General features: G+C 70.1%; 13 protein-coding genes. 6 read left to right on the forward strand and 7 right to left on the reverse strand.

From position 1 onward, the window contains the following. Window positions 1-121: 121 nt before the first annotated feature. From KYX17_RS21750 to KYX17_RS21775, 6 genes are all read right to left on the reverse strand, one after another. A complete protein-coding gene (locus KYX17_RS21750; RefSeq protein ID WP_243229504.1) occupies window positions 122-1,165 on the reverse strand; it encodes a LacI family DNA-binding transcriptional regulator in 1,044 nt (347 codons plus the stop codon). 234 nt (window positions 1,166-1,399) lie between these two features. After that, window positions 1,400-2,011, reverse strand: a complete 612-nt coding sequence (locus KYX17_RS21755) for an HD domain-containing protein (protein ID WP_243229505.1) — start codon at window positions 2,009-2,011, stop codon at window positions 1,400-1,402. A gap of 111 nt (window positions 2,012-2,122) precedes the next feature. Beyond that, on the reverse strand, window positions 2,123-3,979 hold the full coding sequence (locus tag KYX17_RS21760) for a glycoside hydrolase family 127 protein (RefSeq protein ID WP_374208982.1): 1,857 nt from the start codon (window positions 3,977-3,979) through the stop codon (window positions 2,123-2,125). Window positions 3,980-3,989: 10 nt separating this feature from the next. Beyond that, complete coding sequence (locus tag KYX17_RS21765) at window positions 3,990-4,886, reverse strand: carbohydrate ABC transporter permease (protein WP_243229507.1); 897 nt, start codon at window positions 4,884-4,886, stop codon at window positions 3,990-3,992. A gap of 3 nt (window positions 4,887-4,889) precedes the next feature. Then, window positions 4,890-5,795, reverse strand: a complete 906-nt coding sequence (locus tag KYX17_RS21770) for a carbohydrate ABC transporter permease (RefSeq protein WP_243229508.1) — start codon at window positions 5,793-5,795, stop codon at window positions 4,890-4,892. A 65-nt stretch (window positions 5,796-5,860) separates the two neighbouring features. Then, window positions 5,861-7,159 carry a sugar ABC transporter substrate-binding protein gene (locus KYX17_RS21775; protein ID WP_243229509.1) on the reverse strand — a complete coding sequence of 433 codons (1,299 nt, stop codon included), beginning with the start codon at window positions 7,157-7,159 and terminating at the stop codon, window positions 5,861-5,863. A gap of 193 nt (window positions 7,160-7,352) precedes the next feature. On the opposite strand from KYX17_RS21775, the gene KYX17_RS21780 reads away from it, so the two are divergent. Next, the gene (locus KYX17_RS21780; protein WP_243229510.1) at window positions 7,353-8,381 is read left to right on the forward strand and encodes a LacI family DNA-binding transcriptional regulator; all 1,029 of its coding nucleotides are present in this window, start codon (window positions 7,353-7,355) and stop codon (window positions 8,379-8,381) included. Window positions 8,382-8,803: 422 nt separating this feature from the next. Here KYX17_RS21780 and KYX17_RS21785 read toward each other — a convergent pair whose 3' ends face one another. Further along, complete coding sequence (locus KYX17_RS21785; protein WP_243229511.1) at window positions 8,804-9,661, reverse strand: NAD(P)-dependent oxidoreductase; 858 nt, start codon at window positions 9,659-9,661, stop codon at window positions 8,804-8,806. Window positions 9,662-9,717: 56 nt separating this feature from the next. On the opposite strand from KYX17_RS21785, the gene KYX17_RS21790 reads away from it, so the two are divergent. From KYX17_RS21790 to KYX17_RS21810, 5 genes are all read left to right on the forward strand, one after another. Further along, complete coding sequence (locus tag KYX17_RS21790) at window positions 9,718-10,731, forward strand: LacI family DNA-binding transcriptional regulator (protein WP_243229512.1); 1,014 nt, start codon at window positions 9,718-9,720, stop codon at window positions 10,729-10,731. A gap of 132 nt (window positions 10,732-10,863) precedes the next feature. Next, the gene (locus tag KYX17_RS21795) at window positions 10,864-11,583 is read left to right on the forward strand and encodes an L-ribulose-5-phosphate 4-epimerase (protein ID WP_243229513.1); all 720 of its coding nucleotides are present in this window, start codon (window positions 10,864-10,866) and stop codon (window positions 11,581-11,583) included. Then, complete coding sequence (locus tag KYX17_RS21800) at window positions 11,580-13,175, forward strand: xylulokinase (protein ID WP_243229514.1); 1,596 nt, start codon at window positions 11,580-11,582, stop codon at window positions 13,173-13,175. The genes KYX17_RS21795 and KYX17_RS21800 overlap by 4 nt, the downstream gene beginning before the upstream one ends. A 103-nt stretch (window positions 13,176-13,278) precedes the next feature. Continuing rightward, window positions 13,279-14,796, forward strand: coding sequence for an L-arabinose isomerase (gene araA / locus KYX17_RS21805; protein ID WP_243229515.1), 1,518 nt, complete (start codon window positions 13,279-13,281; stop codon window positions 14,794-14,796). Further along, a complete protein-coding gene (locus tag KYX17_RS21810) occupies window positions 14,796-15,713 on the forward strand; it encodes an aldose 1-epimerase family protein (protein WP_243229516.1) in 918 nt (305 codons plus the stop codon). Before araA ends, KYX17_RS21810 begins: the two co-directional genes overlap by 1 nt.

A 15,713-nucleotide genomic window follows, 5' to 3' on the forward strand; every position in this document is an offset into this window, starting at 1 on the left:
TCACTCCTTCGTGACAGCGGTCGGGGTTGCACGGATCGGGCGTCTCATCATTACATCGTGGTAATCCGGTGCGCAAGCCTTGGCGGCCTTGGGTGCTCGGGATGCCGGGGCCGCCGCCTGCTCAGGGGCGGTGGCCCGCGGGCGTGCGTGCCGTGCTCGCGCGCTCCAGGACCCGATGCGACAGCGTCAGCGAGCGCGGCGCGGCCGTACGGTCGTCCATCCGCGACTGCAGCAACCCGAGCGTCGCCTCGGCGAAGGCGGCGCGGTCGAAGGCGATGGTCGTGAGCGACGGCGACGTGAACTGCGAGAACTCGACGTCGTCGAACCCCGTGACGATCACGTCTCCGGGCACGTCGATGCCGTGGTCATGGAGGGTGTGCAGCGCCCCCGCGGCCATCGAGTCCGTGAACGCGACCACGGCGTCGAACGCCACGCGACGGTCGAGGATCTCCCTCATGCCCTCGGCGCCCGCGGCCATCGACCAGGGCAGCCGGTTGATCTCGAGGGCGGGGTCGCGGGCGATGCCCGCCTCGCGCAGCGCATCGTGGACGCCATCCAGGCGGAGCCTGCTGGTCGCGGTCGCGACCGACGCGTCGTCGTCGCCGCCGATCACGGCGATGCGGCGTGCGCCGCGCTCCAGGACGTGGCGAGCGGCGTCCGCCGCGGCCTGCTGGCTGTCGATGCGCACGTGGTCGGCGCGGTGCTGCTCGACTTCGCCGATCACGACGATCGGAGGCAGGCGATCGGCGTGGCGCACGACGCTGTCCTCCAGGCGGATCGGGTTGAGGATGAGGCCGTCGACGAGATGCGCCCGGGCGCGAGAGAGCAGTTCCTTCTCGCGGTCGGGCTCGGACGCGGTCTCCTCGATCTGCACGGCGAGCCCGCGTTCGTGGGCGGCCTCGACGATGCGGTGCACGAGCTCCGCGGAATAGGCGGTGGCGAGATCGGGCAGCGCCAGCGCGATGATGCCACTGCGTCCCTGGCGCAGCCCCCGGGCGTTGAGATTCGGGACGAAGTCGAGCTCGGCCATGGCTGCTTCGACCCGCGCCCTGGTCTCCTCGCGGACCGCGACAGTCCCGGTCACGACGTTCGAGACGGTCTTCGGCGAGACGCCGGCGAGCGCGGCGACGTCCTTCATTCTCGCGCGGGCCGGCGTCCCAGTCATCCGAACAGGATAGTGCGGTGGGCGCTCGACGCCCCGTCCGCACGCGCGTGCTCCCGCTCGTCGAGCGTCGAGCGGCGCGCCCCTCCGTACCGTTCGTTGAGCGGCACGCCTCCTTCCGCTCGTTGAGCGACGAGCGGAAGCGAGGAGTCGAAACGCGTCCGATACTGAGCGACGGTGGCCGCGCTTCGACTCGTAGGGCCTGCAGTGAGCGAGCGCTGCGAGTCGAGACGTCGCTCAACGAGCGGGGAGGCGCTCCAGCGGGTTCGCCCCCAGCTTGTCGATCAGACCGCCGTCGAGCAGACGGGAGGCGTGACTGCGCGGCTTGCGGTCTGCCTGCTCGCTCACGGCGGCGCCGAACTCCTCGGCGAGAGTGAGCCGCGGGTACACGGAGAGGACTTCGCGGCGGAACGCGAGCGGGATCTCCGTGTCCCGACGCCCCGAGATGTCGAGGCCGGTCGCGATCTCGAGCAGGTGACCCTCGAGGTCGAGCCCTGGGTCGACCTCCGGCCAGTTGTGCCTCACGATGACCTCGTTGATCCGTCGCCGGCGCTCGATCGGCCATCCCGCCCCGGCCGCCATCGCCTCGCCGACGTGGCCGCCGGCCTCCTCGTAGCCGAGCAGGTGATTGTCGAACGCCGGCGCGAGTCCGATGTCGTGCAGGAGTGCCGCGGCGTAGAGCAGCTCGTGGTCGACGCCCGTTCGACCCTCGATGACCGCGAACGCCTCGGCCCACAGCCAGGAGCGCTGCACGTGGTTGCGCAGCGCGGGTGAGTGGTACTCGTCCATGAGCTCGCGGGCGCCCCGCGCGGCGGCGGTGTCGGGGACGGCGAAGTCGTCGATGCGCATGCAACGAGGGTAGTGAATGCGCTCGGGCCTGAGCGTGCGAAGAGCGTCAGGGTCCGCCGGAATGCCGCCAACGGTCCCGGTTCGGAGCTCGCCGCCACCGGCAGGTCGCTCTCAGCTCGTCGGAACCCACACCCGCATCGTCGACGGGCCGCGCTGGGCCCAGTCGTGATAGGCCACCAGGGGCACCTCGGACACCGAGTCGGTCGAGCGATTCCGCACCGGGAGCACCACAGACCCGTCGCGTTCGACGGGCTCGCCCGCCAGGACGGCATCGCCCACATCCGCGCCGAGATCCACCGACTCCAGAGCGAGCACCTCGGGGCCCCGTTCCACGACGACGCATCCCCGCACGGCATCCACCCGAGGATCGGGGGCGGTCACGCGCGGAGCCACGGGGAGAGCCAGCTCGATGACATCGCCCGCCCGGAAGGCGCGACGCACCGAGGCCGTGCCCGGAGCCGCATCCTCGCCCGCGCCGCCGACGACCAGGCGCGCGCCGTCAGCCCAGGTGGGGATCCGCATCGTGAGCGTGAACTCGGCATCCTGCGCGATCGTGATCCGCACCCGGCCGTCGGCGGGATAGTCCGTCTGCACGTCGAACGCCACGACCCGTCCGTCCGGGAGCACCGTTCGCACGCGGCCCGTCGCGTACTGATGCAGCTGCACACCGTCGTCATCCGCGGTCGCGACGTAGGCGTCCAGGCTCGCGAAGGTGCGCGCGACGTTCGGGGGGCAGCACGAGACCTCGAACCACGGCGCCCGCAGCGAAGACGACGCCCGCGACGAGGTCGCAGACGGGTCGGCCGGGATGCCGGGAACCCGCTGATGCAGGGTGTTGGCGTAGTAGAACGCCTTGCCATCCGGTGCCGGCGACGTCGCCACGACGTTGAACAGGGTCCGCTCGATGAGATCGGCGTACGCGGCCTCGCCGGTCGCGAGCAGCAGCCGCCACGAGAACATGATCGATCCGATCCCGGCACAGGTCTCCGAGTAGGCGCGATCGGCAGGGAGCTCCCAGTCGTCGCCGAAGGCCTCGTCCTGATGGTGCGAGCCCTGACCGCCGGTGATGTATGTCCGGCGCTCCACCGTGCGGTCCCACTGGCGACGCAGCGACGACAGCAGCGCGTCGTCATCCGTCTCCACGGCGACATCGCTCGCCCCCGCCGACAGGTAGTTCGCGCGCACCGCATGCCCGCGAAGGGCGTCGGCATCTCTCACGGGCGTGTCGTCCTGGTAGTACTTCCGGCCCCACTCGATGTCGCGCAGCGAGCCTCGTCCGTGTCGCTCGACGAACAGGGCGGCCTGCTCGACGAAGCGCCGCTCACCCAGCGCGCGGCCGAGTTCGGCGAGGCCGACCTCGACCTCGGCGTGCCCGCAGATCCCCTCGCGACCGCCGATGCCGAACTCGCGGCACACCAGCTCCGCGGCACGCCGGGCGATCTCGATCAGGCCGTCGTCGGCATCCGGTCGGGTCCGCACGCGCGCGACCGCCGCCTGGAAGAGGTGCCCGAGGCAGTACAGCTCGTGCCCCCACTCCAGATCCGACCAGCGTTCGCGTTGACCCGGGCGGCCGAAGTTCGTGTTGAGGTACCCGTCGGGTTCCTGTGCTGCCGCGACGCGGGCGACGATCGCACGGAAGCGCTGTTCGAGCGGAGAGGATGCGTCGGCATCCCTCCGCCCGATCTCCCACGCGACGGCCTCGAGGTACTTGTAGATCTCGGAATCCGCGAACTCCCGACCCCGCCGGCCGGCCGGCAGCTTGCCGGAGGCCGCGAGATCGAAATTGCCCAGCCAGCCCTCGGACTCGAGTCGCGACTCGATGTGCTCGAGCGTGGCCTCGCCGTTGACCCGCTGACGTCGGGCCCAGAACCCGTCCGTGATCGTCACCTCACCGAGGCCGAGAGGACGCAGCCGCCCGCGGGTGGGGACCACGGGAGCGGCCGGAGCAGTGGTGTCGTACATCGTCATCCTTTGACTGTCATCCCTTGAAGGCGCCGGACATGAAGCCGCGGACGTAGTGGCGTTGGAGGATAAGGAAGAGCACGATGCAGGGCAGAGCCAGCACGACGACGCCGGCCTCGGTCGCGCCGTAGTCGACGACGCCCTGCACCTGCCCGCGGAGGTTCGCGACCGCCAGCGGCAGCGTCATCCGGTTGGAGTCGTTGATGAGGATCAGCGGTGCCATGAAGTCGTTCCACGCGGTGAGGAACGCGAACAGGCCGACCGTCACGAGTCCGGGCTTGACCGCCGGGAGGAGCACGCGCCAGAGGGCGCCCCAGCTGGAGCAGCCGTCCACCATGGCCGCCTCGTCCATCTCGCGCGGGATCGATTCGAACGAGATCCGCATCATGAACATCGAGAACGGCAGCTGGAACATCGTGATCACCAGTGCCACCCCGACGAGCGAGTTCTGCAGCCCCACGGCGTTGAGGATCACGTAGAGCGGGATCAGCAGAGTCGCGTAGGGGACCATCAGGATCGCGAGCGTCAGCAGGAACAGTGCGTTCTTGCCGGGGAAGGAGAATCGCGCGAACGCGTAGCCGCCCAGCAGCGAGATGAACAGCGTGAGCACCACGGTCAGCACGGACACGAACAGCGAGTTGCCCAGGTACACCCAGATGCCGGCCTGGTATTCGCCGAGCGCTGCGTAGTTGCCGAAGCCCCAGCCGTCGGTCTGGCTCGTCCCCGCCAGCGGGCTCACGCTCGAGACTCCCGTCCAGATCAGGGGGTACAGGAAGATCACGGCCAGGGCGGTCGTGAACACCCAGTACGGGATGCCGTAGACCACGCGCTGCGCCGTCGAACGGTATCGCGGGCGGGTCGGCTGGTGCTCGGGCGCGACGATGGTGCGCGTGAGGGTCTGATTCTCGGTCACGGTTCAGCTCTCCTCTGGGCGGCGGAAGGCGCGCAGCTGGAAGACGTTGATCACGATGAGGGCGATCAGCACGATCACCGACAGGGCCCCGGCGATCCCGAGGCTGTTCTGACCCTGGAAGGCGACGTTGTAGATGAGCTGCACGACGGTCATGGTGCTGTTGTCCGGGCCGCCCTTGGTGAGGATGTAGAACTGCTCGAACGCGAGCAGCGACCCGGTCACGCACATCACGATCGTGAGTGCGAACGTCGGGCGCAGCAGCGGCACCGTGATGTGGCGGAACGTCTGCCAGCGCCCGGCACCGTCGATGCGCGCCGCTTCGTAGACGTCGTCGGGGATGCCCTGGAGCCCGACGAGCATGAGCAGCATGTAGAAGCCCGCGTACCGCCAGACGATCAGGAAGACCGTGGACCACAGGGCACCCTCAGGCGTCCCGAGGAACGTGATGCCCCAGGCCCTCATGAGGTCCGCGAATGGCCCGGCGATGGGCGAGTACAGCACGTAGAACAGCAGAGAGGCGGATGCCAGGCCGAGCGCGCTCGGGATGAGGAACGCCGTGCGCAGGAAGCCCTTCCAGCGGGTCGACTCCTGCACGAGCAGAGCAAGACCGAGTCCGAGCCCGATGAGCAGCACGGTCGTGATGAGCGTGTAGAGCAGCGTGAAGCGAACGGAGTCCCAGAACAGCCGGTGGTTCACGGCATCCACGTAGTTGTCGGGGAGGTTGATCCCCTGGTTGCCTCCCAGCAGCGGCCAGTCCGATGCCGACATCTGCAGGACGAGGGCGAGCGGGACGACGAACAGTCCCAGCACGAACAGCGCCGTCGGGGCCGCGTACAGCCAGCCCTGCACGGCGCCGCCCGAAGCCGTGCGCCTGCGGCGGGTGAGCCGCGGTGATGCGGTCGAGGTCATGTGTTCTCTCCGTCGGGACGCGGGAGTGGACGGTGGGGGCGACGGTCGCCGCCCCCACCGATCGCTCACTGGGACAGGATGGCGGTGATCTCGTCGTTGTCGGCCTCGACGGTGTCGGTGCCTTCGAGGACGGCATTGCGGATCAGCGTCAGCCAGGGGCTGCCCGGCGCGTTGAACGCCTGCTGGAAGTTGATCGCCACCGGGGTGTCTCCCTGCGCGGCCACCTCGTTGATCGTGACGAGTCGGGGGTCGGCCGCCGCGTACTCGTTGTCGGCGAGGTCGCTGCGGGAGACGGCGTTCCCGTCCTGCGCCAGCACCTCGACCTGAGCCTCTTCGGACATCATCCAGTTGAGGAAGTTCCACGCCTGGGCGGACTGCTTCGAGTCCTTCGAGATGCCGATGCCGTCGCCGCCGACGAACGTGGACGCGCCGCCGTCGACCCCGGGGAGCCCCGCCACGCCGGCGTCGAATTCGAGCGTGGGCAGCAGCGTCGCCGGGAACGGCATCACGCCGACCTTGCCCTCGCTGAAGGCGGCCGTCCAGGTCGGACCCGTCTCATCCGTCGAGCTCGGCAGGATCGCTCCCGACTCCTGCAGGCCGGACCACGTCTCGTAGACCTCCTGCGCGGCATCCCCGTCGAGCAGCGACTCGGTGCCGTCCTCGTTCAGCACCTCCTCGCCGGATGCCCAGATCGACGGGAACCACGTGAAGACCAGGCATCCGCCGCAGTTCAGGCCCGTGGCCGTGCCGTACGTGTCCGGCTTGTTCAGCGCCTGGACGGCCTGAGCCGCTGCGGCGAACTCCTCGAGAGTGGCCGGTGCCTTCTCGGGGTCGAGGCCGGCTTCGGCGAAGAGCTCCTTGTTCCAGAACAGCATGGACAGGTCGAGCACGAACGGGAGCACGTACTCCTTGTCCTCGTAGGTCCCGGCGGACAGGTGCCCCTGGTTGATGGAGTCCTTGAAGTCCAGGCCGTCGATCTGCTCGCTGATGTCCGTGAACAGGCCCTGCTGCGCCCAGTTCGGCACGTACACGATGTCGGCGGCGAACAGGTCGGGCAGGCCGCCAGAGCCGGCGGCCGCACCGACCTTGGCGACGTAGTCGTCGTTGGGGACGACGGTGAGCTCGACCTGATTCTCATGCGTCGCGTTGTAGGCGTCGACGAGCAGGTTCGCCTGGTGCTCCAGCGGTGCGCGGGTCCAGAGGGTCAGCGTCGATCCGTCGTCCACGCCCTCGGCGGGGATGGACTCGGCGGGTTCTGCAGGGTCGTCGCCGCTCGCGCAGGCGGCGAGGGATGTGACGAGTGCCGCGACGGCGGTGACGGCGATCGCCGCCCGTCCGATCGTGCGGCGTCTGGTGGTGTGCATGGGATGTGGCCTCCTCGGCTCTTCCTCGAGCGGATGCTGCGTTCTTCTTCGAGCGGATGCCGTCGGTGTGCGGCGGCGGGGATTGCCGGGGTTGGATCGAAAATCTCGAAACCCCTTTCGAAAAGATATACCGTGTGGTTCACCGCTCGGTCAAGAGTGAGTCCGATAACCTTTCAGCAACGAGGAGGATGCGATGGCAGTAGCAGGCGAAGCCGGAACCAGGGCGGCCACCCTCAGCGATGTCGCGCGTCGCGCCGGTGTCTCGATCGCCACGGCTTCCAAGGCCCTCAACGACCGCGGCGACGTCGCCGCCGCGACCCGCGCCCGCGTGCGCGCCGCAGCCGACGAGCTGGCGTTCACGCCGAACGCGATGGCGAAGGGCCTGCTGGCAGGGCGGACCGGGACCGTCGGCCTGCTCACCAGCGACCTCGAGGGTCGCTTCATGCTGCCGATCCTCATGGGCGCCGAGGACGCGTTCGGCGCGGGCCGGATCAACGTGTTCCTGTGCGATGCCCGCGGTGACGCCATCCGCGAGCAGCACCACCTGCGGGAGCTGCTCAGCCGCCGGGTCGACGGCATCATCGTCGTCGGCAGGCAGACCGATCCGCGGCCGTCGCTGGGGCAGGACATCCCGGTGCCGGTGGTCTATGCCTACGCCCCTTCCGACGATCCGCGCGATCTGTCCCTCACGCCCGACAACGTCGCCGGGGGACGGATGGCGATCGAGCATCTGCTCGCCTGCGGCCGTCGTCGCATCGCGCACATCTCCGGCGATCCCTCCTATGCGGCTGCGCAGGACCGGCTGACGGGTGCGAGGGGTGCGCTCGCCGAGGCCGGTCTCGACCTCGTGGGCGCGCCGATGTTCTCGGAGTGGAGCGAGCACTGGGGGCGGGATGCTGCGGCCCTGCTGCTGCAGCGTCATCCCGAGATCGATGCGATCTTCTGCGGCTCCGATCAGATCGCGCGCGGCGTGCTCGACTCCGCCCGGGACCTCGGCCGGTCCGTGCCCGACGACCTCGCGGTCATCGGCTACGACAACTGGGAGGTGCTGGCGGCGAACTCCCGGCCCGAGCTGACGAGCATCGACGCCAACCTGCAGCAGCTCGGCCGCCAGGCCGCGCTGCGCGTGTTCGACGCGATCGACAGCGTCGACATCGGTTCGGGGACGCGGACCCTGCCCGTGCGGCTCGTGATCCGCGGATCCACGATCGCCCGGCGGTGAGCTCCCTCGCGTTTCGACTCGCTCCGTTGAGCGACGGGGCCCGCCCTCCCCGTTCGTTGAGCGACGAGCGCCGCCCTCCCTCCGTTCGTTGAGCGACGAGCGGAGCGAGGAGTCGAAACGGGCTCACTGCTGAGTGGCGGTCACTGCGTTTCGACTCGCTGCGCTCGCTCAACGATCGGGGAAGGAGCGATGAGACATCCTTCCCCTTCCGTTCGTTGAGCGACGAGCGGAGCGAGGAGTCGAAACGGGCTCACTGCTGAGTGGCGGTCACTGCGTTTCGACTCGCTGCGCTCGCTCAACGATCGGGGAAGGAGCGATGAGACATCCCTTCCCCTCCGTTCGTTGAGCGACGAGCGGAGCGAGGAGTCGAAACGGGCTCACTGCTGAGCGACGGTAGCCGTGTTTCGACTCGCTTCGCTCGCTCAACGAGCGGGAGGCACGTGGTCGCGCCACGAGTGCTGCGGGTCGAAGCCCAGCACCCGCCGGGCCTTGTCGATCGAGAGCAGCGTCTCGTTCGGGCCGACGTCCCGAGTCACGGGCACGCCGGGGAACACCTCCGCGATCAACTCGGCGTTCGGGCGCGACATGACCGTGTCGGCCGCCGCGATGATGAACCGGTCGAAGCCGGGTGGAGCGATCTCGAGCGCGCGTCGCACGGCCTGCGCTCCATCCCGAGCGTCGATGTAGCCCCACAGGTTCCACTTGCGCAGCAGGGCATCCAGGTCGAATGACGGGAAGGCCGCGTAGTCCTCCGGCACCATCACGTTCGAGAACCGCAGAGCGGTGATCGACACGTCGGGATGCCAGCGCACGAGCTCGGTCGCCAGCTGCTCCTCGAGCGTCTTCACGAGCGAGTAGACCGACTCCGGGCGAGCGGGGTAGTCCTCGTCGACCGGGATGTACGGCGGCGGCACGTCGAACGGCAGCCCCAGCACGGTCTCGCTGGACGCGTACACGATGCGCCGGATGCCGAGCCGCACCGCCGCCCAGAACACGTTGAAGGTCGCCGGCATGTTGTTGTGGAAGGTCGCGACATCGCTGCGGATGCCCGGCGCCGGGATCGCACCGAGGTGCACGACCGCGTCGATCCCGTCATGGCGGTCGCCGACCGCCGTCAACGCGTCGACGACCTGGCCGTAGTCGGTGAGGTCGACCTGGACGAAGTCCGGGCCGCGCTCGCCGGCCACGTCCATGCCGATGACCTCGTACCCGTCGGCACGCAGTTCCCGTGCGACGACGCGGCCGAGCTTGCCCGATGATCCCGTGAGAGCGATGCGCATGGATCCAGGGTGGCACGTGCGGGGCGCCGGTGGGCGTCGGCTCTAGACTCATCGCGATGAGCGACACGCACGGCACTCCGGGGCGCACGATCGGCGTGCGCGAGGTGGCGGCGCTCGCCGGGGTCTCCCGGCAGACCGTCTCGCGCGTGCTCAATGACCACCCCGAGGTCGCCTCGGCCACGCGCGAGCGCGTCCTCGCGGCGATGGACGAACTCGGCTATCGCATGAACAACGCGGCTCGCGCACTGGGCACGCGGCGCACCCGGACGATCGGCATCCTCGCCTCGGACGCTCTGCAGTACGGGCCGTCCCGCAGCATCGCCGCGATCGAGTCCAGCGCGCGGGAGGCCGGCTACTGGGTCAGTGCCGCGTTCGCGGATGCCGCGGACGATGCGGCGGTGGCCTCTGCCGTCGACCATCTCATCGCCCAGGGCGTCGAGGGCATCGTGGTGGTCGCCCCGCACGCGCGGACGCTGCTCGCCCTGGATGTCTCCCGGATCGGCATCCCCGTCGTCACGCTGCACTCCGCCGGACGCGGTGCCCGTGGCCTCTCGGTCGACCACGCCGCCGGCGCCCGTCTCGCGGTCGCGGCGCTGGCGGATGCCGGGCACACTCGCATCGCGCATCTGGCCGGTCCCGTGGACTGGCTCGAGGCGGAGTCGCGCGTCGAGGGGTTCCAGGCCGAGCTCGCCGAGCGGAGGCTCGCGCCGGGACCGGTCTTCGCCGGCGACTGGACCGCGCGCTCCGGGCACGACGCGGCCGCCGCCATCCGCGATTCCGGCGCTACCGCCGTGTTCGCGGCCAACGATCAGATGGCGCTCGGCCTGCTGACCGGCCTGCGCGAATCCGGGCTCGACGTCCCCCGCGACATGAGCGTCGTGGGGTTCGACGACATCCCGGACTCCGCGTACTACTGGCCACCGCTGACCACCGTGCGTCAGGACTTCGGGGAGCTGGCCCGCCGGGCCGTGGCCGCGTTGATCTCCTCGCCGGACGCCGCCGCATCGGATCTCGCACCGGTCGCTCCGGTGCTCGTGCCCCGCGCTTCGATCGCTCCGCCGCCCCGCTGAACCGGATCATCCGTGCGACACCGTTCACAACTCCCCGGCGGCGGGCAGGCGGGGCGGTCGTCTTGACGCCGCGACCCCCGCGTGTCACACTTCTGTGACCGGTCACAGCGACCACCGAAACCCGAGGTATCCGTGAGCAGCGAAGCCCCCGTCTTCCCCCCTGAGATCGAAGCAGCCATCCGGACCGTACGCGAGGACGTCGCGCGGCTGCACGGCGAACTCGTCCGCTACGACCTGATCGTCTGGACCGGGGGCAACGTCTCCGGCCGCGTCCCCGGCGCCGATCTGTTCGTCATCAAGCCCTCCGGCGTCAGCTACGACGACCTCACGGCCGACAACATGATCCTGTGCGACCTGGACGGCAACGTCGTCCCCGGTACCGCCGGCAGCGAGCGCAGCCCGTCCAGCGATACCGCCGCGCACGCCTACGTCTACCGCCACATGCCCGAGGTCGGCGGCGTCGTGCACACGCACTCGACCTTCGCCGTCGCGTGGTCCGCGCGCGGCGAGGAGATCCCCTGCGTCATCACCGCCATGGCCGACGAGTTCGGCGGCCCGATCCCGGTCGGACCGTTCGCGATCATCGGCGACGACTCGATCGGGCGCGGCATCGTGCAGACGCTCACCGGGCACCGCTCCCGCGCCGTCCTCATGCAGAACCACGGACCGTTCACGATCGGCGTGAACGCGAAGGACGCCGTCAAGGCCGCCGTCATGGTCGAGGACGTCGCACGCACCGTGCACTACGCACGGGAGGCCGGTCCGCTCATCCCGATCCCGCAGGAAGCCATCGACAGCCTCTTCAGCCGCTATCAGAACGTGTACGGCCAGAACACGGACGCACGCCGATGAGCGCCGTCGACGACATCCGCTCCGGCCGCACGAGCCTCGGCATCGAACTCGGCTCGACTCGCATCAAGGCCTGCCTGATCGGTCAGGACGCCACCGAGGTGCTCGCGACCGGCTCCTTCTCGTGGGAGAACCGGCTCGAGGACGGCCTGTGGACCTACGCGATCGACGAGGTGTGGCAAGGTCTCCAGGCGGCGTTCGCCGGTCTGGTCTCCGACGCGCAGGACCGTCACGGCGTCGCGCCGACGAGCTTCGGCGCCATCGGCATCTCCGCCATGATGCACGGCTACCTCGCGTTCGACGCCGGAGGTAGCCTGCTCGTCCCGTTCCGCACCTGGCGCAACACGAACACCTCCGTCGCGGCCGCCGAACTCACCGACCTGCTGGGCGTCAACATCCCGCTGCGCTGGTCGATCGCGCACCTGCACCAGGCGGTCGTGGATGCCGAGCCGCACGTCCCGCAGATCGACTTCGTCACCACGCTCGCGGGCTACGTCCACTGGCGCCTGACCGGACAGCGCGTCCTCGGCGTCGGCGACGCGTCCGGCATGTTCCCGATCGACTCCGCCGCGCGCGACTATGACGCCGGCATGCTGTCGGCCTACGACGGTCTCGCCGGCGACCGCCTGCCTGCGCCGGTGAAGGAGCTCCTGCCTGCCGTGCTCCCCGCCGGCGCCGACGCCGGAGCGCTCACCGCAGAAGGCGCCGCCCTGCTCGACCCGACCGGAAACCTCGAGCCCGGCATCCCGCTGTGCCCGCCCGAGGGCGACGCCGGCACCGGCATGGTCGCGACGAACTCCGTCGCCCCACGCACCGGCAATGTCTCCGCGGGCACGAGCATCTTCGCCATGGTCGTGCTCGAACGACCTCTGACCGAGGTGCATCACGAGCTCGACCTCGTGACCACGCCGGCCGGAGACGCGGTCGCGATGGTGCACTGCAACAACGGCGCGAGCGAGCTCGCCGCGTGGGCAGGGCTCTTCACGCGGTTCTCCGCGGCAGCCGGCCGGCCGCTGGACGACGACGCCGTGTTCGAGGCGCTGTTCCGCGAGGCGCTGGACGGCGAGGCGGATGCCGGCGGCCTGCTCGCCTACAACCACCTCGCCGGCGAGCCGATCGCCGGCCTCACGGACGGGCGCCCGCTGTTCGTCCGCACGCCGGACAGCGCCTTCACGCTCGCGAACTTCATGCGCTCACAGCTGTACGGCGTGTTCGGCACGCTGGCACTGGGCATGCAGGTGCTCGCGGCGGAAGGGGTCGGGCTCGACCGCATGTTCGCGCACGGCGGCATGTTCCGCACCGCCGGCGTCGCGCAGCGCTTCCTCGCCGGTGCTCTCGACGCTCCGGTCGCCGTCGGCGAGCTGGCGAGCGAGGGCGGGGCCTGGGGGATCGCGGTGCTCGCGTCCTATCTCGCCCACGCGGATGCCACGGACCTGGGCACGTACCTCGACGAGCACGTGTTCGCCTCGGCATCCCTCTCCACCGCTGATCCCGATCCGGCCGACGTCGCCGGATTCTCCGCCTACCTCGACCGCTACCGCGCGGGCCTGGCCATCGAGGCCGCCGCCACCGAGAACCTCCCCTCCGCTCGCTGAGCGACCGATCCCCGCCGCTCGTCGAGCGACCGACCCCCCTCCGCTCGTTGAGCGACCGAAGGGAGTCGAAACGCCTCGCCGAACGGCCAAGAAAGGACCTGAGATGCCCCAGCTGACCACCTCCCTCGACGGATACGAGGTCTGGTTCCTCACCGGAAGCCAGCATCTGTACGGGCCGGAGACCCTGGCGCAGGTCGCCGACCAGTCGCAGGAGATCGCCCGGATCCTGGATGCCGCGGGCGACGTGCCGGTGAGGATCGTGTGGAAGCCGGTGCTCACCGACTCGGCCGCGATCAAGCAGGCCGCGCTCGAGGCGAACGCCGACGAGAACGTCATCGGCCTGGTCGCCTGGATGCACACCTTCAGCCCCGCGAAGATGTGGATCGCCGGACTCGATGCGCTGCAGAAGCCGCTCGCGCACCTGCACACGCAGGCCAACGTCGAGCTGCCGTGGGCCGACATCGACTTCGACTTCATGAACCTCAACCAGGCGGCGCACGGCGACCGCGAGTTCGGGTACATCCAGACGCGCCTCGGCGTGCCGCGCAAGACGATCGTCGGCCACGCCTCCGACCCCCGCGTGCAGCGCGAGCTCGGCACGTGGCAGCGCGCCGCGGCGGGTCTCGCTGCCGCCCGCTCGCTCAAGCTCGCCCGCTTCGGCGACAACATGCGTTTCGTCGCTGTCACCGAGGGCGACAAGACCGAGGCCGAACTGCGCTTCGGCGTGCAGGTCAACACCTGGGGCGTGAACGAGCTCGCCGAGGCGGTCGCCGCGGCATCCGATGAGGCGATCGACGCGCTGGTCGCCGAGTACGAAGAGCTCTACGAGGTCGTCCCCGAACTGCGCCGGGGCGGCGAGCGCCACCAGTCGCTGCGCGACGGCGCGGCGATCGAGATCGGGCTGCGCTCCTTCCTGGAGGAGGGCGGCTTCGGCGCCTTCACGACGAGCTTCGAGGACCTCGGCGAGCTCAAGCAGCTGCCCGGCCTCGCCGTCCAGCGCCTGATGGCCGAGGGCTACGGCTTCGGCGCCGAGGGCGACTGGAAGACGGCCGTCCTCGTGCGCATCGCGAACGTCATGGGCGCCGGGCTCCCCGGTGGTGCGAGCCTCATGGAGGACTACACCTACGACATGACCCCTGGCGACGAGCTGATCCTCGGTGCCCACATGCTCGAGGTGTCGCCGTCGCTGACGACCGCCAAGCCGACGCTGGAGATCCATCCGCTGGGCATCGGCGGCAAGGACGACCCCGTCCGCCTCGTCTTCACCGCTGATGCCGGACCGGCCGTCGTGGTCGCGATGAGCGACATGCGCGACCGGTTCCGCCTGACGGCCAACGTCGTCGAGAACGTCGAGCCGCGCGCCGCGCTGCCCAAGCTCCCCGTCGGGCGCGCGGTCTGGAAGCCGGCACCGGACTTCACCACGAGCGCCGCCGCCTGGCTGACCGCCGGGGCCGCGCACCACACGGTCATGTCGACCGCGGTGGGGCTCGACGCCTTCCGCGACTTCGCCGAGATGGCCGAGGTCGAGCTGCTGGTCATCGACGAGGACACCACGCTGGTGGAGTTCCAGAAGCAGGTGCGCTGGAACCAGGCGTACTACCGGCTCGCGCAGGGGCTGTGATGACCGCGGCTCCGCGCTCCGGGCAGCAGCTCGCGATCTCCTCCGGCGGCTACGAGGCGGTCATCGCCTCGGTCGGCGCTTCCCTGCGGGTGCTGCGGTCCGAAGGGCGCGACCTCGTCGTGCCCTTCGACGCCGACGAGGTGCGACCCGGCTACCGCGGCACGACGCTCGCACCCTGGCCGAACCGCATCGTCGACGGCCGCTACTCCTTCGCCGGGCGGGAGCACCAGCTCGCGCTGACCGAGCCGGCCCGCGGACAGGCGCTGCACGGCCTGCTGGCGTGGGCGGATTTCGCCGCCCGCGATGTCGAGCCCGATCGCGTCGTGCTGGCCGCCGTGATCCAGCCGCAGGACGGCTATCCGTTCCGGGTCGAGGTCGAGACGGAGTACCGGCTCGACGCCGACGGTCTGCACCAGACGGTCACCGCCCGCAACATCGGGCCTGATGCCGCGCCGTGGGGCACCGGCCCGCACCCGTACCTCGTGGCGGGCGCCGGGCGCGTGGACGACTGGACCCTGACGCTGCCGGCATCCGAGGTGCTCACGGTGACCGCGGACCGGCTCAGCCCGCTGGCGGTCGAACCCGTCGAACAGCACGCGGAATGGGACTTCCGCACTGCCCGCAGGATCGGCGACGTGTTCATCGATCATGCCTTCACGGGGCTGTCGCGCGCGGACGGCTTTGCCGAGGTCCGCCTGACGGCCGCGGACGGCACGGGCGTCGCGATGCGCTGGGACGCGGGCTGCCCCTGGGTGCAGGTCCACACCGCCGACACCGGCATCGAGGCGACGCATCGGATCGGTCTGGCGGTCGAGCCGATGACCTGCCCGCCGGACGCCTTCAACTCCGGAACGGACCTGGTCGCGCTGGAGCCGGGTGCCTCGCACGCGGCATCCTGGAGGATCGCGGCGCTGTGA

This window comes from Microbacterium sp. CIAB417, from assembly GCF_022788845.1.